The following is a 15,131-nucleotide window of genomic DNA, read 5'->3' on the forward strand; positions in this document are numbered from 1 at the left end:
ATCTGTCCTTAGTTGCGCACGGGCTTGCCGGTGCTGAGCATGCCCATGATGCGTTCCTGCGTCTTGGGGTGCACGATGAGCGAGCAGAACGCCTTGCGCTCCAGCGTCATCAGGTATTCCTCGGTCACGAGCGAGCCCGCGTCCACGTCGCCGCCGGTGACCACGTTCGCGATCAGGCTGGCGATGTGGAAGTCGTGCGCGCTGATGAAGCCGCCGTCGCGCATGTTCACCAGCTGGCCCTTGATCGTCGCGGCGCCGCTGCGGCCGGCCACGCGGAAGGTGCGGCGCAGCGGTGCGCGGTAGCCGGCGTCGGCCATGGCCCTGGCCTGCTGCAGCGCGACGTAGAGCAGCTCGTCCTTGTTCGGCACGATCACGTCGCTCTCGAGCAGGTAGCCCAGCTTCTTCGAATCGAGCGCGCCGGTGCCGACCTTGGCCATCGCCGCGGCGGTGAAGCCTTCAGTGAGGAAAGGCAGCAGGTCGGTGCCCGTGGAGGCCGATGCGTTCTCGGCCGCGCGGCGTGCGATGTACGTCAGCCCGCCCGCTCCGGGGATCAGGCCCACGCCCACTTCGACCAGGCCGATGTAGCTTTCCATCGCGGCCACGCGCTTGGCCGAATACACGGCCAGCTCGCAACCGCCGCCCAGCGCCATGCCGCGCACGGCCGAGACGACCGGCACGCTGGCGTAGCGGATCTTGAGCATCACGTTCTGCAGCTCTTCTTCCGCGCCCTCGACCGCGCCGATGCCCGCGACCACGAAGGCCGGCAGCATCGCCTGCAGGTCGGCGCCGACCGAGAACATCTCGTCGGGCGACCAGATCACCAGGCCCTTGTATTCGGCCTCCGCCAGCTCGACCGCGGCGCCCAGCGCCTCGGCCACGTCGGGGCTGATGGCGTGCATCTTCGAATGGATGCTCGCGATGAGCACATCGCCATCGAGCGTCCACACGCGCACATCGCCTTCGTCGCTGATCGTGGTGCCGGCGGTGTTGGCATCGGGCGCGTTCGCGCCGAGCACGCTCTCGGGGAACAGCTGGCGGTCGTGCACCGGGAGCTTGCGCTGCGGCACGAACTGGCCCTGCGAGGCGCTCCACGAGCCTTCGGGCGTGTGCACGCCACCGGCCTTGGCCACGGCGCCTTCGAACACCCACTTGGGCAGCGGCACGGTGCTCAGTGCCTTGCCTGCGTCGATGTCTTCCTGCACCCACTGGGCGACCTGCGCCCATCCTGCTTCCTGCCAGAGCTCGAACGGCCCTTGCTTCATGCCGAAGCCCCAGCGCATCGCGAAGTCGATGTCGCGCGCACTCTCGGCGATGTCGGCCAGGTGCACCGCGGCGTAGTGGAAACCGTCGCGCAGGATCGCCCAGAGGAACTGGCCCTGCGGCCCTTCGCTCTCGCGCAGCAGCTTCAGGCGCTCGCCCGCGGGCTTCTTGAGCATGCGGCCGTACACCTCGTCGGCCTTCGCGCCGGCGGGCACGTACTCGCCGCTCTCCAGGTCGAAGCGCAGGATGTCGCGGCCGACCTTCTTGAAGAAACCGGCCTTCGTCTTCTGGCCCAGGTTGCCCAGCTCGAGCAGCTTGGCGAGCACCGGCGGCGTCGAGAAGTTCGCGTAGAACGGATCGCTCTCGGCGTTCAGGTTGTCCTGCAGCGTCTTCACGACGTGGGCCATCGTGTCCAGGCCCACCACGTCGGCGGTGCGGAAGGTGCCCGAGCTCGCGCGGCCCAGCTTCTTGCCGGTGAGGTCGTCCACCACGTCGGGCGTCAGGCCGAACTTCTCCACTTCCTTCAGCGTGGCCAGCATGCCGGCGATGCCGACGCGGTTGGCGATGAAGTTGGGCGTGTCGTGCGCGCGCACCACGCCCTTGCCGAGCGTGCTGGTGACGAAGGCCTCCAGGTCATCGAGCACCTGAGGCTGCGTGGTGGGCGTATTGATCAGCTCCACCAGGAACATGTAGCGCGGCGGATTGAAGAAGTGGATGCCGCAAAAGCGCGGCTTCAACGCTTCGGGCAATGCTTCGCTCAGCTTGGTGATCGACAGGCCCGAGGTGTTGGAGGCCAGGATCGAATGCTTGGCCACGTGCGGCGCGATCTTCTTGTAGAGATCGAGCTTCCAGTCCATGCGCTCGGCAATCGCTTCGATGATGAGATCGCACTCGCCGAGCTTGGCGAGGTCGTCGTCGTAGTTGGCCTGCTCGATCAGGCCCGCATCGGCCACGTCGCCGAGCGGCGCGGGCTTGAGCTTCTTGAGGTTGTCGATGGCGCGCGTGACGATGCCGTTCTTCGCTGCACCTTGCGCGACAGCGCCGGTCGCGTCTTTGGCGGCCAGGTCGAACAGCACGACGGGCACGCGCACGTTGACGAGGTGGGCCGCAATCTGCGCGCCCATCACGCCGGCGCCGAGCACGGCGACCTTCTTCACTTGAAATCGGGGATTTGTCATTGAGTTACTCGTTGTCTAACAGCCGACCGTTCGGGCTGAGCCTGTCGAAGCCTTTCACGCTCTGCCCGGCCCTTCGACAAGCTCAGGGCGAACGGGTTGTGGTTACTGTGCGCGGGTCCAGGTTTGGGTGCGCCAGAAAGGCCCCAAATAGCCGCGCACTTCGAGCTTCTTGCCGCCGTCGATCGGCGTGAAGCTCGCGCGGTATTCCTTGCCGTTCTCGGGGTCGAGGATCTTGCCGCCTTCCCAGACGTCCTTGCCCTCGGCCTTCTTGCCGCCGCGGATGATCTCCAGGCCCGTGATGGGCTTGCCCTTGCGGTCATCGGCGCACTCGTCGCAGGTCGCGTCGGGCTTGGTGTCTTTCTTCAGCGACTTCTCGATGCGGCCGGTGAGCGCACCGTTGGTCTCGGCGATGCGGATCTCGGCCTTGACCTCGCCGGTCTTGTCGTCGGCGTTGCGCCACAGGCCCACCGGGGTGGTCTGGGCCATGGCCGTGAAAGAAGTGGCGGCGAGGACGATGGCTGCAAGCGTCGATTTCATGAGCGGCTCCCGGTGAGAACGAAGAAGAAAGACAGTCGGTTCTTTTCAGGCCAGCGCTGCGTCGGTGTCCATCAGCACCTTGCTGCCGGCGCGCGCGGTGCGCATCAGCGTCGCGGTCTCCGGGAAGAGCTTGGCGAAGTAGAAGCGCGCGGTCTGCAGCTTGGCGACGTAGAACGGGTCGGTGTTGCCGGCGGCGATCTCGCGCAGCGCCACTTGCGCCATGCGGGCGAAGAGGTAGCCGAACACGAAGTGGCCGGCCACGCGCAGGTAGTCCACCGCGGCGGCGCCCACTTCGTCGGGGTTCTGGAAGCCCTTGAAGCCGATCTCGGTCGTGAACTTGGTCAGCTGGTCGCCCAGCATCGCGATCGGGTTGATGAACTCGGCCATCTTCTCGTTCACGCCTTCTTCTTCCACCAGCCTGGCCACGAGCTTGCCGAACTTCTTGAGCGAGGCGCCGTTGTTGCCCAGCACCTTGCGGCCCAGCAGGTCCAGCGACTGGATCGTGTTGGTGCCCTCGTAGATCATGTTGATGCGGTTGTCGCGCACGAACTGCTCCATGCCCCATTCCTTGATGAAGCCGTGGCCGCCGAACACCTGCATGCACGAATTGGTCGCGATATGGCCGTTGTCGGTGATGAAGGCCTTGACGATGGGCGTGAGCAGCGCGACCAGTTCGCCCGAGTCCTTGCGCACCTTCTCGTCCGGATGGTTGTGCTCCTTGTCCAGCAGCAGCGTGCAGAAGATCTGCAGCGCGCGGCCGCCTTCGGCATACGCCTTGGCCGTGAGCAGCATCTTGCGCACGTCGGGGTGCACGATGATCGGATCGGCTTCCTTGTCCTTGGCCTTCACGCCCGAGAGCGAGCGCATCTGGATGCGGTCCTTCGCGTAGGCCAATGCATTCTGGTATGCCACTTCGGTCAGGCCGAGCGACTGGTTGCCCACGCCCAGGCGCGCGGCGTTCATCATCACGAACATCGCGGCCAGGCCCTTGTTGGGCTCGCCCACCAGCGTGCCGGTGGCGCCTTCGATCACGATCTGCGCGGTGGCGTTGCCGTGGATGCCCATCTTGTGCTCCAGGCCCGCGCAGAAGATCGGGTTGCGTCCGCCGAGCGAGCCGTCGGCCTTGACGTGGAACTTGGGCACCACGAACAGGCTGATGCCCTTGCTGCCCTTGGGCGCGTCCGGCAGGCGGGCCAGCACCAGGTGAATGATGTTGTCCGTCATGTCGTGCTCGCCGGCCGAGATGAAGATCTTGCTGCCGGTGATGCGGTAGGTGCCGTCGGGCTGCGGTTCGGCCTTGGTGCGCAGGAGCCCCAGGTCGGTGCCGCAGTGCGGCTCGGTCAGGCACATGGTGCCGGTCCATTCGCCGCTCGTGAGCTTGGGCAGGTAGGTCTTCTTCTGATCGTCGGTGCCGTGCGCCACGAGCGCTTCGTACGCGCCGTGCGAGAGGCCCGGGTACATGGTCCAGGCCTGGTTGGCGCTGTTGAGCATTTCGAAGAGGCACTGGTTCACCACGAACGGCAGGCCCTGGCCGCCGAAGGCCGGGTCGCACGAGAGCGCCGGCCAGCCGCCTTCGACGTACTTGGCGTAGGCGTCCTTGAAGCCCTTGGGCGTCTTGACTTCGTGCGTGGTCTTGTCGAGCACGCAGCCCTCTTCGTCGCCGCTGATGTTCAGCGGGAAGGTCACTTCGGCGGCGAACTTGCCGGCCTCCTCGATCACCGCGTTGATGGTGTCGGCGTCGGTTTCGGCGTGGGCCGGCAGGGCCTTGAGTTCGTCTGCGACGTGGAGCACTTCGTGCAGCACGAACTGCATGTCACGCACGGGTGGGTTGTAGGTAGGCATCCGGGACTCTCCTGGTCGAAGCTAGATAGAAAGAAAGAAAAAAGGGGGGAATCGAAAAAACGAAAACAGTGCCGCGCGCTCAGCGCACGGGCTTCAGGCGCCGGCCGGCCGGTGCGGGCGCAGCGTTCTCGTCAGCGGGCGCCTCCGGCGTGGCGCTGCGCGCGAGGATGTTGTTGAAGCCGACGGTCGCGCGGCCGATGGAGCCGGGCACCTGCAGGAAGCGCGCTTCGTAGTGCAGCGCGAGGATGAGGCCGTGGATCTCGAACGCGACCTGGCGCTCGTCGGCGTCGGCGCGCAGGTGGCCTTCGGTCTGCGACTGCACGATGGCGCGCAGCACGGCGGCCTGCCAGATGCTGACCGACTCGACCAGCGCATCGCGCACGGGGCCGGGGCGATCGTCGAATTCGGAGGCGCCGCTGATGTAGATGCAGCCCGAGTCGATTTCGGTCGAGGTGCGCTTCATCCAGTTGGCAAACATGGCGCGAAGGCGCGGGAGGCCGCGCGGCGCCGAGAGCGCAGGAAAGAACACTTCCTGCTCGAAACGTGCGTGATACTCGCGCACCACGGAAATCTGCAGTTCCTCGCGCGAGCCGAAGTGGGCGAAGACGCCCGACTTGCTCATCTTGGTGATCTCGGCCACGGCGCCGATCGACAGGCCTTCGAGCCCGATCTGCGCGGCCAGCGCCAGCGCGGCGTCGACGATCACGGCCTTGGTCTGCTGGCCTTTCTGGGCGGCGCGGGCCGGCTTGGCGGGAACGGCATTGACAGACATCGTGGAGCTCCGAATAAAACGAACGGTCGTTCTATTTTGCGGGAGCTTTGCACTTTTGGCCGCAAATGACCTTCTATTCCTGAAGGTTAAATGATGCGAAGCGGGGCTGTGCTGGCCCCGCCCCGATCAGAAGTCCTGCGACACGGGCCGCACGACCACTTCGTTGATGTCCACGTTCGCCGGCTGCTCCACGGCGTAGACCACCGCACGGGCGATCGCATCGGCCGGAATCTGGTTGGCGTCGTAGAACGCCTTCACGCCGGCCGCGGCATCGGCGTCGGTGCTGCCGAACTTCAGTTCCGACTCGACCGCGCCCGGAGACACGACCGTCACCCGCACGCCGCTGTTGCCCATCTCCACGCGCAGGCCTTCGGAGATGGCGCGCACCGCATGCTTGGTGGCGCTGTAGACCGTGCCGATCGGCGTGAACACCTTGATGCCGGCGATCGACGCGACGTTCAGGATGTGCCCGCTGCCCTGCGCCTGCATGCGCGGCAGCACTGCGGCGATGCCGTAGAGCACCCCCTTGATGTTGACGTCGATGGTGCGGTCCCACTCGTCCACCTTGAGCTTCTCGATGGGCGACAGCGGCATCACGCCCGCGTTGTTGACCAGCACGTCGATGCGGCCGAAGGCTTCGACGGTCGCGGCGGCGAGCTTTTCCAGGTCGGCGCGCTTGGACACGTCAGTGGCGATGGCGACCGCTTCGCCACCGGCTTCGCGGATTTCAGCAACGACCTTCTCGAGCCGGTCAGTGCGGCGTGCCGCGAGCACCACCTTGGCGCCGCGCGCGGCCAGGTGGCGCGCCATGGATTCGCCGATGCCGCTGCTCGCGCCGGTGACGATGGCGACCTTGCCCTTGATGTTGTCTTGAACGGATGTCATGGGAAATTCCTTTCGGTTGTGTTGAAGAAGTGCATGCAGTGTGGAAAATCCAGGCGTTCCAGTAAATGAAACTCTGGCGACTTCAGAATTCCGCATCCAGGAACAAAGGAAACACTCCATGTCCAACCGCCTCGAGGCTCTCCGCGTGTTCTTCACCGCCGCCGATGCCGCCAACTTCCGCGAGGCGGCCGTGCGGCTTTCCGTGTCACCGCAGGTGGTGACGCGCGCGGTGCGCGAACTCGAAGAAGAGCTGGGCGAGCCGCTGTTTCACCGCAGCACGCGCGGCGTGCAGCTCACGGACTTCGGAAGGCAACTCGCCGAGCGCGCCCGCATCGCGGTGGGCGGCGTCGACGAGCTCTTTCACCGCATCGATCGGCGCACGCTGTCGCAGCACGCAGGCACGGTGCGGGTCACGGCGCCGCACATGTACGGCCGGCTCATTCCGCAGGCGCTCGCGCCGCTGCTGGCGAGTCACCCGGGTCTCGTGCTAGATCTGCGGCTGTCGGAGCAGCATGCCGACGTGGTCGACCAGCAGATCGACGTCGGCGTGCGCGTCGGGCCGATGCGCGATGCGCGTTTCGTCGCGCGCGGCGTGGGCAAGATGCCGCTGCGCGTGGTGGGTTCGCCGGCGCTCATCGACCGGGTCGGCGCGCCGAGCAGCATCGATGCGCTGTCCTCGCTGCCGGTGACCGCGCTCATCGATCGCAGCTCGGGCCGTCCCTGGCCCTGGGCGTTCAGCAAGAAGCGCGTCTTCACCGTGTCGTCGCCCGCGTTCGTGACGGACAACATCGATGCCGAATGCGCCGCGGTGCTCGCGGGTGTCGGCTTCGGCCAGCTCATCGGGCCGCTGGCAGACCCATGGCTGCAATCGGGCGCGATGGTGGAGGTGCTGGAGGCCGATGCGCCCGAGCCCTGGCCGATCAGCGTCTACCGCCCGCAGCGCGCGCCCGTGCCGGCACGCGTGCGGCTGGTGTACGACGAACTGATCCGCGTGCTGCGCTGAAGACGCGGCGCGTCAGTCGTACTTCTGGCCGGTGCGCATCAGCTCGGGCGTGCCGATCACGTCGTTGAGCGCATCGAAGTCCAGCATCTGCGGCCGCCACGGCTGCGTGGTGCGGTGCTTGTGCAGGCTCGCGTAGTAGCCCTGCAGCGTGTGCACCACCGCGCGCGCCGTGCCGCCCGGGAAGATCGCGATGCGAAAGCCGTGCTTGTGCAACGCGTCCGCATCCTGGATCGGCGTCTTGCCGCCTTCGACCATGTTGGCCAGCAGCGGCACGCGGTCGCCGAAGCGCCGGCAGGCCGCATCCATCTGCTCGGGCGAGCGCAGCGCCTCGATGAAGAGCGCATCCACGCCGCAGGCGAGGTATGCCTCGGCGCGGTCGAGCGCAGCCTCCAGCCCTTCGACCGCCACCGCATCGGTGCGCGCGAGGATCAGCGTGTCGCTCGAGGCGCGCGCGTCCAGCGCGGCCTTGAGCTTGCCGACCATCTCGCGCTCGGGCACCACGGCTTTTCCATCGAGGTGGCCGCAGCGCTTGGGAAAGGTCTGGTCCTCGATCTGCACCATCGCCGCGCCCGCGCGCTCGAAGCCGCGCACGGTGCGCTGCGTGTTCAGCGCATTGCCGAAGCCGGTGTCGGCATCGACGATCACCGGCAGGCTCACGCGCTCGGTGATGCGCGCGAGCGTGTCGGCCACCTCGGTGAAGGTGGTCAGGCCCACGTCGGAGCGGCCCAGCCGCGTGTAGGCGATGGAGGCGCCCGAGAGATACAGCGCCTCGAAGCCGGCCTGCTCGGCCACGAGGGCGCTGAGCGCGTCGTACACGCCGGGCGCAAGCACGATGTCGTTGCGCGCGAGCCGGGTCTTGAAGGAAGTGTTCGTCATGGGGACGCTTTCGTCGAATGGATCAATGCAGCGGCGGTGCGCGCCGCGATGTAGCCGCCGGCCACGGCGCTCAGCAGGCCGTTGCCGGAGAGATAGCCCCACACCGCATCGCCCGAGACGCCACCCGCCGCACCGCCGGCGGCGAGCAGGTTGGCGAAAGGTGTGCCGTCGTGACGCAGCACGCGCATGTCGGGCGCGGTGTCGAGGCCGCCTTGGGTGTGGAAGAGCGCGCCCGTCACCTTCACGGCGAAGTACGGGGCGTCGAGTCCGCGTGCGAAGACGCGGCCATCGGAAGATGCCGCGTTGCCACGCATGGCATCGAGCGTGGCCTGCAGAACGGTTTGCTCGCAGCCGATGCAGTCCGCCAGCGCCGCGACCGATTCGCAGCGGCGCAACGCACCCGCCGCTTCGGCCTCGTAGAAATCCGGAAAGACGCGTGCCAACGCAAGCAACGGCGCATCGAACACATTCCACGCGATGCCGCCCGGCTGCGCGAGCACATGCACCGCGGCTTCCGAGTAGCCCAGCGTCTCGTCATGGAAGCGCCGGCCCTCGCAGTTGATCTGCACGCCGCCTTCCATCATCACGGCCCACGACATCAGCGCCCCTTGCGGCGTGACCCACGAGCCGTGCCCTTGGTAGCCGCCGAGGTCGCGCAGCCGCGCACCCAGCGATTCGCCCCAGAGGATCGCGCTGCCGTCATTGCCTGTGTGGCCGCCGAAGGTGGCCTCGGCCATCTCGGGCAGCAACGCGCGGACCATCTGCGTGTTGCCGCCGAAGCCGTTGCAGGCGAGCAGCAGCGCGTCGCAGGCCAGCGTCTCGCGGCTGCCGTCGGGCCGGGCGTAGTCGATGCCGAGCACGCTGTCTTCGGCATCGAGCACCAGCGTGTCGACCAGCGCCTGCGTCAGCACGGGAATGCCTGCGGCCTCGACCGCCGACTGCAGCGCGGCCATCAGCGATGCACCGGTCTTCTGCGGCAGCGCGTGCATGCGATGCACGCTGTGCCCCGGATAGAGAAAGCCGTCGAGCAGCATCCACTGCAGCCCGTGCCGCTCCTGCAGCGCATCGAGCGCCGGCCCGATGGCGCCCGCATAGGCCTCGACCAGCGCAGGCGCCGCGCGCCCGTGGGCCTTGGCCTGGATGTCGGCGGCGAAGCGTCCGGCGCTGTCGTCGTGCACGCCGTGGACGCCGTGGGCGCGCTGCGTGCGGGTGCCCGGCGCGGGGATGAAGCCCGATGACAGCGCGGTCGATCCGCTCGGCAACGCGTCGCGCTCCAGCACCACGCACTCCACACCTGCATCGGCCAGCATCAGCGCGGCCGTGAGCCCGCAGGCGCCGCCGCCGACGATGGCGACCGGTACGTGCGCATCGGCCTCGCCCTGTGCCGCGCGGCGGATGAGACGCGAAGGGCTTGCCGTCATGCGAGCGATGCGGTGAAGGCCGCGCAGTCCGTCACCTCGGCCACGTTGCGCATGTCGGCCAGCGAGGTCTGGTGGCGCTCCTCGCCGAAGGCGGCGCATCCATCGGCGAGCACCAGCGTGCGGTAGTCGCGCATGTGCGCATCGCGCACCGTGCTGGCGACGCCGCCGTTGGTGACGATGCCGCACACCGCGACGGTGTCGACGCCCGCGCGCCGCAGCACCCAGTCCAGCTGCGTGTTGAAGAAGGCCGAGTAAGCGACCTTGCTGACCGTCACGTCGATGAGCCCGGCCAGCGCATCGACATTCGCCTGGCCCCAGCTGCCAGGCGCGAAGTCGCCCTTCTTCAGGTACGGGCGCAATGCCTTTAGGTGCGGCGAGACCATCGGCTCGCCGCCCGCATCGGGCCACAGCGTGAACTGGCTCGCGACCACGAGGCCGCCTGCCGCCTTGAGGGCGCGCGCCACTCCGGCCACGTGCGCCGGCAGCAGCAGCGCCGGCGGGTTGGTGTCGCCGCCGCGCGCATAGGCGCCGTTGGCATCGAGAAAATCGTTTTGCAGGTCGATGACGACCAGCGCCGTCTTTGCTGCAATGGGTTTCGCCGCTTCGCTCATGACAGCCTCACCAGCAGGTTGCCGTGCGCATCGACCTCGGCATGGAAGCCGGGTTCGAGCCACACGGTGGTGTCGGCCTGCTCCAGGATCGCGGGGCCTTCGATGCGCGCGGCCACCGGCAACGCGAGCCGCGCATAGCGCACGGCCTCGTGCCACTGGCCGTGGTGGAACACGCGCTGCGTGCCCAGCGGCGCGGTGCTGCCCTCCCCTTCGGGCGCGAGCACCTTCAGGTCGAACTTGGGCCGCACGCCGATGCGCGCGTAGCGCAGGTTCATCACGCGGATCGGAATGCCTTCGAGCACGCGGCCGAAGGCGGCGGTGTAGCTCGCCTCGAATGCGGCGCGAATCGACTCGGCCGTGATCGGCGCCTTGCCTGCGTCGGCCAGCACCACGGGCAGCGTGTGCGTCTGGCCCGCGTAGAGCATGTCGAGCGCGATCACTTCGCGCACTTCGTCGAAGCGCACGCCGGAGGAATCGAGGCGCTGCTGGCAGCTCGCCGCCAGTTCGTCGATGCGGCGCTGCACGTCGCCCACGTCCAGTTCCGTCAGCGGCTTGTTGAGCGTCTGCACCGCGTCGTGGCGCATGTCGGCGATCACGCAGCCGAGCGCCGAGGTCACGCCGGGGTAGCGCGGCACGATGCCCGTGGCGACGCCCACCTCGCGCATCATCGCGCACACATGCAACGCACCACCACCGCCGAAGGGCATGTAGGCGAAGCGGCGCGGGTCGTGGCCGCGCTCGATGGAAACGAGGCGGATCGCACCCGCCATGCGCGCATTCGCCACCGTGAGGATCGCCTCGGCCGCGGCGTGCACATCCAGGCCCAGCGGGCGCGCGACGTGCGCCTCGATCGCCTGGCGCGACTTCTCCGCATCCAGTGCCGCGAGCAGGCCGCCACCGAGCGGACGGTCCGCCGCGATGCGTCCCAGCAGCACGTTCGCATCGGTCACCGTCGGGCGCATGTTGCCGCGCCCGTAGCACGCCGGGCCCGGCACGCTGCCGGCCGACTCGGGGCCCACCTGCAGCATGCCGCTCGCATCGACCGAGGCGATGGAGCCGCCGCCCGCGCCGATGGTCTCGATCTGGATCATCGGCGAGCGGATCACCATGCCGAATTCGATGGCGGTCTGCGCGGCCAGTGCGGCCTCGCCGTTCGCCACCAGCGAGACGTCGAACGAGGTGCCGCCCATGTCGCCGGTGATCGCGTTCGGAAAGCCCGCCGCGCGCGCGATGGCCGCGCAGGCGATCACGCCGGCCGCCGGGCCCGAGAGCGCCGTGCGCACCGGCAGGTCGCTCGCGGTCTGGCGCGACATCACGCCGCCGTTGCTCTGCACCACCAGCAGTTCGCCCGCGAAGCCCTGGCCGCGCAGGTCGGACTCGAGCCGGCCGAGGTAGCTGCCCACCACGGGCTGCAGCGCGGCGTTGAGCGTGGCGGTCGAGCAGCGCTCGAACTCGCGAATCTCGGGCAGCACTTCGCTGGCCGAGGTGACGTGCGGGTTGGGCCAGAGCTCCCGCACCGCGGCGACGGCCAGGCGCTCGTTCTCGGGGTTCGCGTAGGTGTTGATGAAGAACACGCACACGGCCTCGCAGCCGGCTTCGAGCAACGAGCGCGCCTCGGCGCGCACCTGTTCGAGGTCGACCGCGGTGTGCAGCGTGCCGTCGGCCAGCACGCGCTCGTCCACCTCGCGGCGCAGGTCGCGCGGCACCACGGGCGTGAAGCTGCCGCGCAGGCCCCAGGTCTCGGGGCGGTCGCGGCGGCGCATCTCCAGCACGTCGCGGAAACCGCGCGTGGTGATGATGCCGGTGCGTGCCACCTTGCGTTCGAGCAGCGCATTGGTGCCGACCGTGGTGCCGTGCACGATGGTGGAAATGTCGGCGGCCGAATCGGCCACGCGCGCCACGCCGTTCATGAAGCCGCGCGCTTCCTCGCCGCGCGTGGAGGGCACCTTGACGATGCGCGCGGTGCCGTTCGCTTCGTCGAGCACGAAGAGGTCGGTGAAGGTGCCGCCGACATCGACGCCGACGACAAGGGATTTACCAGTGGAAGTCATTCGGAGGCTTTCTTGTCGCTGCTGCCGGCGGGGGTGCCGGTCGTCACATAACCCATCGCGCTGTCGGCGTCGCGCTGCGGCGCGGGCCGCTCGGCCGCATGGCCCCAGCCGCCGCCGCCGGGCGTCTCGAGCCGCACGCGTTCGCCGCGCGCGAGCTGGATGCCGCGCATCTTCGAGACCATGGGCGGCGTGTGCCACGTGCCGTCGTTCTCGTAGCTGAACCTGTTGACCGCGCCTTCGCCGCCGCCCGCGATGCCCTTGGGCGGCGAGGTGCCGCGCTCGCCGAAGACGAACACCTCGGCGTCCTTCTCCAGCAGTTCGATTTCATACACGGCACCCAGGCCACCGCGGTGCCGGCCGTCGCCACCCGAATCGGCGCGCAACGACCACTCGGTGAAGCGCACCGGGTAAGCGGCTTCGAGGATCTCCAGCGGCGGAATCGTCGCGGTCGAGATCGGCGCGTTGCCGTGCGAGAGCCCGTCGCCGCCCGAGTGCCCACCATGCCCGCCGCCGAAGAAGCTGAACATCACCCAGCGCTGGCCTTCGCGGCCCTTGTCGCTGCGGTGGCCCGCGATCGACAGCGCATTGATCGTGCCGTAGGCCTGCGCCACCGCGCGCGTCGGGTCGGCCTGCGCGGCGGCGCTGAAGATCACGTCGATCATGCGCAGGATGGTCTCGGTGTAGCCGCCGACCGGGCGCGGGCGCTCGCAGCTGATCACCAGCTTGTCGGGAATATTGAAGTCCACCGCGTCGAGCACGCCGGCGTTGGCGGGCACATCGGGGAACAGGTGCTTGAGCGCGACGTAGCACGCGGCCACCGCGGTGGCGCGCGAGATGTTCACCGGCCCCGCGCATTGCGGCGAGGTGCGCGAAAAGTCGAGCAGGAGTCGGTCGCCCGCCACCGTCATGTCCAGCGCGATGGTGAGCGGCTCGTTGGTGATGCCGTCGTTGTCCAGCACGTCCTCGAAGCTGTAGCGCCCGTCGGGCAGCGACGCGATGTGCGAGCGCATGAGTCGCAGCGCGCGGCCGCGCAGTTCGCCCAGCGCGTTCAGCACGAGGTCGTCGCCGTATTCGTCGAGCAGGCCGTTCAGGCGCTTCTCGCCGAGCTCCAGCGCCGCGAGCTGGCCGTTCAGGTCGCCCCAGAGGCTGTCGGGCAGGCGCGTGTTGGCCTGCAGGATGGCGAGCACGTCCGCATCGAGCACGCCGTCACGCACGATGCGCACCGGCGGAATCTGCACCGCCTCCTGCCAGCACTCGGTGGCGGCCGGGTTGTAGTTGCCGGGCACCGCGCCGCCCACGTCGTGCCAGTGCGCGGCCGAAGCCATGTAGCAATAGAGCTTGCCGTTGCGGAAGAACGGCTTGACCAGCTTGAAGTCGTTGGCGTGCGTGCCGCCGTCGTAGGCGTCGTTGCTGATCCAGATGTCGCCGTCCTTCATGCCGCCGCGCGGCCCGGCCGCCTTGGCGGTCGCGCGCACGGCGAAGGCCATGGCGCCCACGAACACCGGCAGGCCCGACTTGCCCTGCACCAGCGTGTCGCCGCTCACCGCGTCGTACAGGCCGTGGCAGGCGTCGTGCGCCTCGGCAATGATGGGGTTGAACGCGCTGCGGTAGAGCGTCGCGTCCATCTCGTCGGCCACCTGTTCGAGGCGGCCGCGCAGCACGGCGAGCGTGACGGGGTCCAGGGTGTTGTTCATGTTCAGTCCACTTTCGCGCCGCTGGCCTTGACGACCTTGGCCCATTTGTCGATCTCACGTTTGACGTGAGCGGTGAATTCGGCCTGCGTGGAGCCGACGGGCTCGGCGCCAAGCGCGGCCAGCTTCTCGCGCACGTCGGGCAGTTTCAGGATGCGCTGCACCTCGGCCGAGAGCTTGTCCACCACTGGCTGCGGCGTGCCTTTGGGCGCGAAGAGGCCCGACCACGCGTCGGCATAAAAGCCCGGGTAGGTTTCCGCGATGGTCGGCAGATCGGGCAGCGACGGCGAGCGGCGCAGGCTCGTGAGCGCAATGGCGCGCAGCTTGCCGGCCTTGACGTGCGGCAGCGCCGACGGGAGCCCGTCCACCATCATCTGCACCTGCCCCGCGAGCAGGTCGGACACGGCCGGCGCGCTGCCCTTGTAGGGCACGTGCGTGATGTCCACGCCGGCATCGGCCTTGAGCATCTCCATGCCCAGGTGCGCGGCCGTGCCGTTGCCCAGCGACGCGTAGTTGAGCTTGCCGGGCTCCTTCTTCGCGAGCGCCACGAGCTCGGCCAGGTTCTTCGCCGGCACCGACGGATGCACCACCAGCACGTTGGGCACGACGGCCACCTGGCTCACGGCGACGAAGTCGGCCACCGGGTCGTAGGGCATCTTGCTGTAGAGCGAGGTGTTGATGGCGTGCGAGCCGGTCACGCCCATCACCAGCGTGTAGCCGTCGGCCGGCGACTTGGCGACGATGTCGGAGCCCACATTGCCGCCCGCGCCCGCGCGGTTGTCGACCAGCACGGGCTGGCCCCAGTGCTCGCTCATCTTCACCGCCACCAGGCGCGCCGCCGCATCGGTGGCGCCGCCCGGCGGGAACGGCACGACGAGGCGGATCGCCTTGGTCGGGAAATCGCCCGCCTGGGCGACCGCGGCGAGCGGCAGGCAGACGAGGAGCGTGCTCGCGAGATAGCGCAGGAGTTTCATGATGGGGGTGGGCTGCAAGAGTGGGAAGAG

The 15,131-nt window shown here is 68.5% G+C and carries 12 protein-coding genes; 1 reads left to right on the forward strand and 11 read right to left on the reverse strand.

The genetic code is table 11. The annotated features are described in order from the left end of the window. Positions 1-8: 8 nt before the first annotated feature. The 5 genes from ACZYRS_RS29050 to ACZYRS_RS29070 form a co-directional block, all read right to left on the reverse strand. The gene (locus ACZYRS_RS29050; RefSeq protein WP_463421977.1) at positions 9-2,438 is read right to left on the reverse strand and encodes a 3-hydroxyacyl-CoA dehydrogenase/enoyl-CoA hydratase family protein; all 2,430 of its coding nucleotides are present in this window, start codon (positions 2,436-2,438) and stop codon (positions 9-11) included. A 102-nt stretch (positions 2,439-2,540) separates the two neighbouring features. Further along, a complete protein-coding gene (locus tag ACZYRS_RS29055; protein WP_463421978.1) occupies positions 2,541-2,975 on the reverse strand; it encodes a DUF2147 domain-containing protein in 435 nt (144 codons plus the stop codon). Between the two features lie 45 nt (positions 2,976-3,020). Beyond that, the gene (locus ACZYRS_RS29060; RefSeq protein WP_463421979.1) at positions 3,021-4,817 is read right to left on the reverse strand and encodes an acyl-CoA dehydrogenase C-terminal domain-containing protein; all 1,797 of its coding nucleotides are present in this window, start codon (positions 4,815-4,817) and stop codon (positions 3,021-3,023) included. A gap of 79 nt (positions 4,818-4,896) precedes the next feature. Next, positions 4,897-5,589, reverse strand: a complete 693-nt coding sequence (locus ACZYRS_RS29065; protein WP_463421980.1) for a TetR/AcrR family transcriptional regulator — start codon at positions 5,587-5,589, stop codon at positions 4,897-4,899. A 126-nt stretch (positions 5,590-5,715) separates the two neighbouring features. Continuing rightward, positions 5,716-6,474, reverse strand: a complete 759-nt coding sequence (locus ACZYRS_RS29070; RefSeq protein WP_463421981.1) for an SDR family oxidoreductase — start codon at positions 6,472-6,474, stop codon at positions 5,716-5,718. Between the two features lie 118 nt (positions 6,475-6,592). Here ACZYRS_RS29070 and ACZYRS_RS29075 point away from each other — a divergent pair, with 118 nt between their 5' ends. After that, positions 6,593-7,477: a LysR family transcriptional regulator gene (locus ACZYRS_RS29075; RefSeq protein ID WP_463421982.1), complete on the forward strand. Its 885-nt coding sequence runs from the start codon at positions 6,593-6,595 to the stop codon at positions 7,475-7,477. 12 nt (positions 7,478-7,489) lie between these two features. Here the strand turns inward: ACZYRS_RS29075 and ACZYRS_RS29080 are convergent, their stop codons facing one another. From ACZYRS_RS29080 to ACZYRS_RS29105, 6 genes are read right to left on the reverse strand one after another with little or no spacing between them, the layout of a single operon-like run. Further along, complete coding sequence (locus tag ACZYRS_RS29080; RefSeq protein ID WP_198786314.1) at positions 7,490-8,353, reverse strand: isocitrate lyase/PEP mutase family protein; 864 nt, start codon at positions 8,351-8,353, stop codon at positions 7,490-7,492. Continuing rightward, positions 8,350-9,774, reverse strand: a complete 1,425-nt coding sequence (locus ACZYRS_RS29085; RefSeq protein WP_463421983.1) for an FAD-dependent oxidoreductase — start codon at positions 9,772-9,774, stop codon at positions 8,350-8,352. The genes ACZYRS_RS29080 and ACZYRS_RS29085 overlap by 4 nt, the downstream gene beginning before the upstream one ends. Next, positions 9,771-10,385 (reverse strand): cysteine hydrolase family protein, encoded by a 615-nt coding sequence (locus ACZYRS_RS29090; RefSeq protein ID WP_463421984.1) that lies wholly within the window; start codon positions 10,383-10,385, stop codon positions 9,771-9,773. The genes ACZYRS_RS29085 and ACZYRS_RS29090 overlap by 4 nt, the downstream gene beginning before the upstream one ends. Continuing rightward, positions 10,382-12,436, reverse strand: a complete 2,055-nt coding sequence (locus ACZYRS_RS29095; protein ID WP_463421985.1) for a hydantoinase/oxoprolinase family protein — start codon at positions 12,434-12,436, stop codon at positions 10,382-10,384. The genes ACZYRS_RS29090 and ACZYRS_RS29095 overlap by 4 nt, the downstream gene beginning before the upstream one ends. Further along, on the reverse strand, positions 12,433-14,130 hold the full coding sequence (locus tag ACZYRS_RS29100; protein ID WP_463421986.1) for a hydantoinase B/oxoprolinase family protein: 1,698 nt from the start codon (positions 14,128-14,130) through the stop codon (positions 12,433-12,435). Before ACZYRS_RS29100 ends, ACZYRS_RS29095 begins: the two co-directional genes overlap by 4 nt. Positions 14,131-14,132: 2 nt before the next feature. Further along, a complete protein-coding gene (locus tag ACZYRS_RS29105; RefSeq protein ID WP_463421987.1) occupies positions 14,133-15,101 on the reverse strand; it encodes a tripartite tricarboxylate transporter substrate binding protein in 969 nt (322 codons plus the stop codon). Positions 15,102-15,131 lie beyond the last annotated feature (30 nt).

It is taken from the genome of Variovorax sp. AC194, from assembly GCF_979257995.1.

Coding starts and splice junctions, on each gene's coding strand:
- ACZYRS_RS29095 (WP_463421985.1), bottom strand. CDS start 12,436: ATGACTTCCACTGGTAAATCCCTTGTCGTCGGCGTCGATGTCGGCGGC.
- ACZYRS_RS29060 (WP_463421979.1), bottom strand. CDS start 4,817: ATGCCTACCTACAACCCACCCGTGCGTGACATGCAGTTCGTGCTGCAC.
- ACZYRS_RS29070 (WP_463421981.1), bottom strand. CDS start 6,474: ATGACATCCGTTCAAGACAACATCAAGGGCAAGGTCGCCATCGTCACC.
- ACZYRS_RS29050 (WP_463421977.1), bottom strand. CDS start 2,438: ATGACAAATCCCCGATTTCAAGTGAAGAAGGTCGCCGTGCTCGGCGCC.
- ACZYRS_RS29055 (WP_463421978.1), bottom strand. CDS start 2,975: ATGAAATCGACGCTTGCAGCCATCGTCCTCGCCGCCACTTCTTTCACG.
- ACZYRS_RS29105 (WP_463421987.1), bottom strand. CDS start 15,101: ATGAAACTCCTGCGCTATCTCGCGAGCACGCTCCTCGTCTGCCTGCCG.
- ACZYRS_RS29080 (WP_198786314.1), bottom strand. CDS start 8,353: ATGACGAACACTTCCTTCAAGACCCGGCTCGCGCGCAACGACATCGTG.
- ACZYRS_RS29090 (WP_463421984.1), bottom strand. CDS start 10,385: ATGAGCGAAGCGGCGAAACCCATTGCAGCAAAGACGGCGCTGGTCGTC.
- ACZYRS_RS29085 (WP_463421983.1), bottom strand. CDS start 9,774: ATGACGGCAAGCCCTTCGCGTCTCATCCGCCGCGCGGCACAGGGCGAG.
- ACZYRS_RS29100 (WP_463421986.1), bottom strand. CDS start 14,130: ATGAACAACACCCTGGACCCCGTCACGCTCGCCGTGCTGCGCGGCCGC.
- ACZYRS_RS29075 (WP_463421982.1), top strand. CDS start 6,593: ATGTCCAACCGCCTCGAGGCTCTCCGCGTGTTCTTCACCGCCGCCGAT.
- ACZYRS_RS29065 (WP_463421980.1), bottom strand. CDS start 5,589: ATGTCTGTCAATGCCGTTCCCGCCAAGCCGGCCCGCGCCGCCCAGAAA.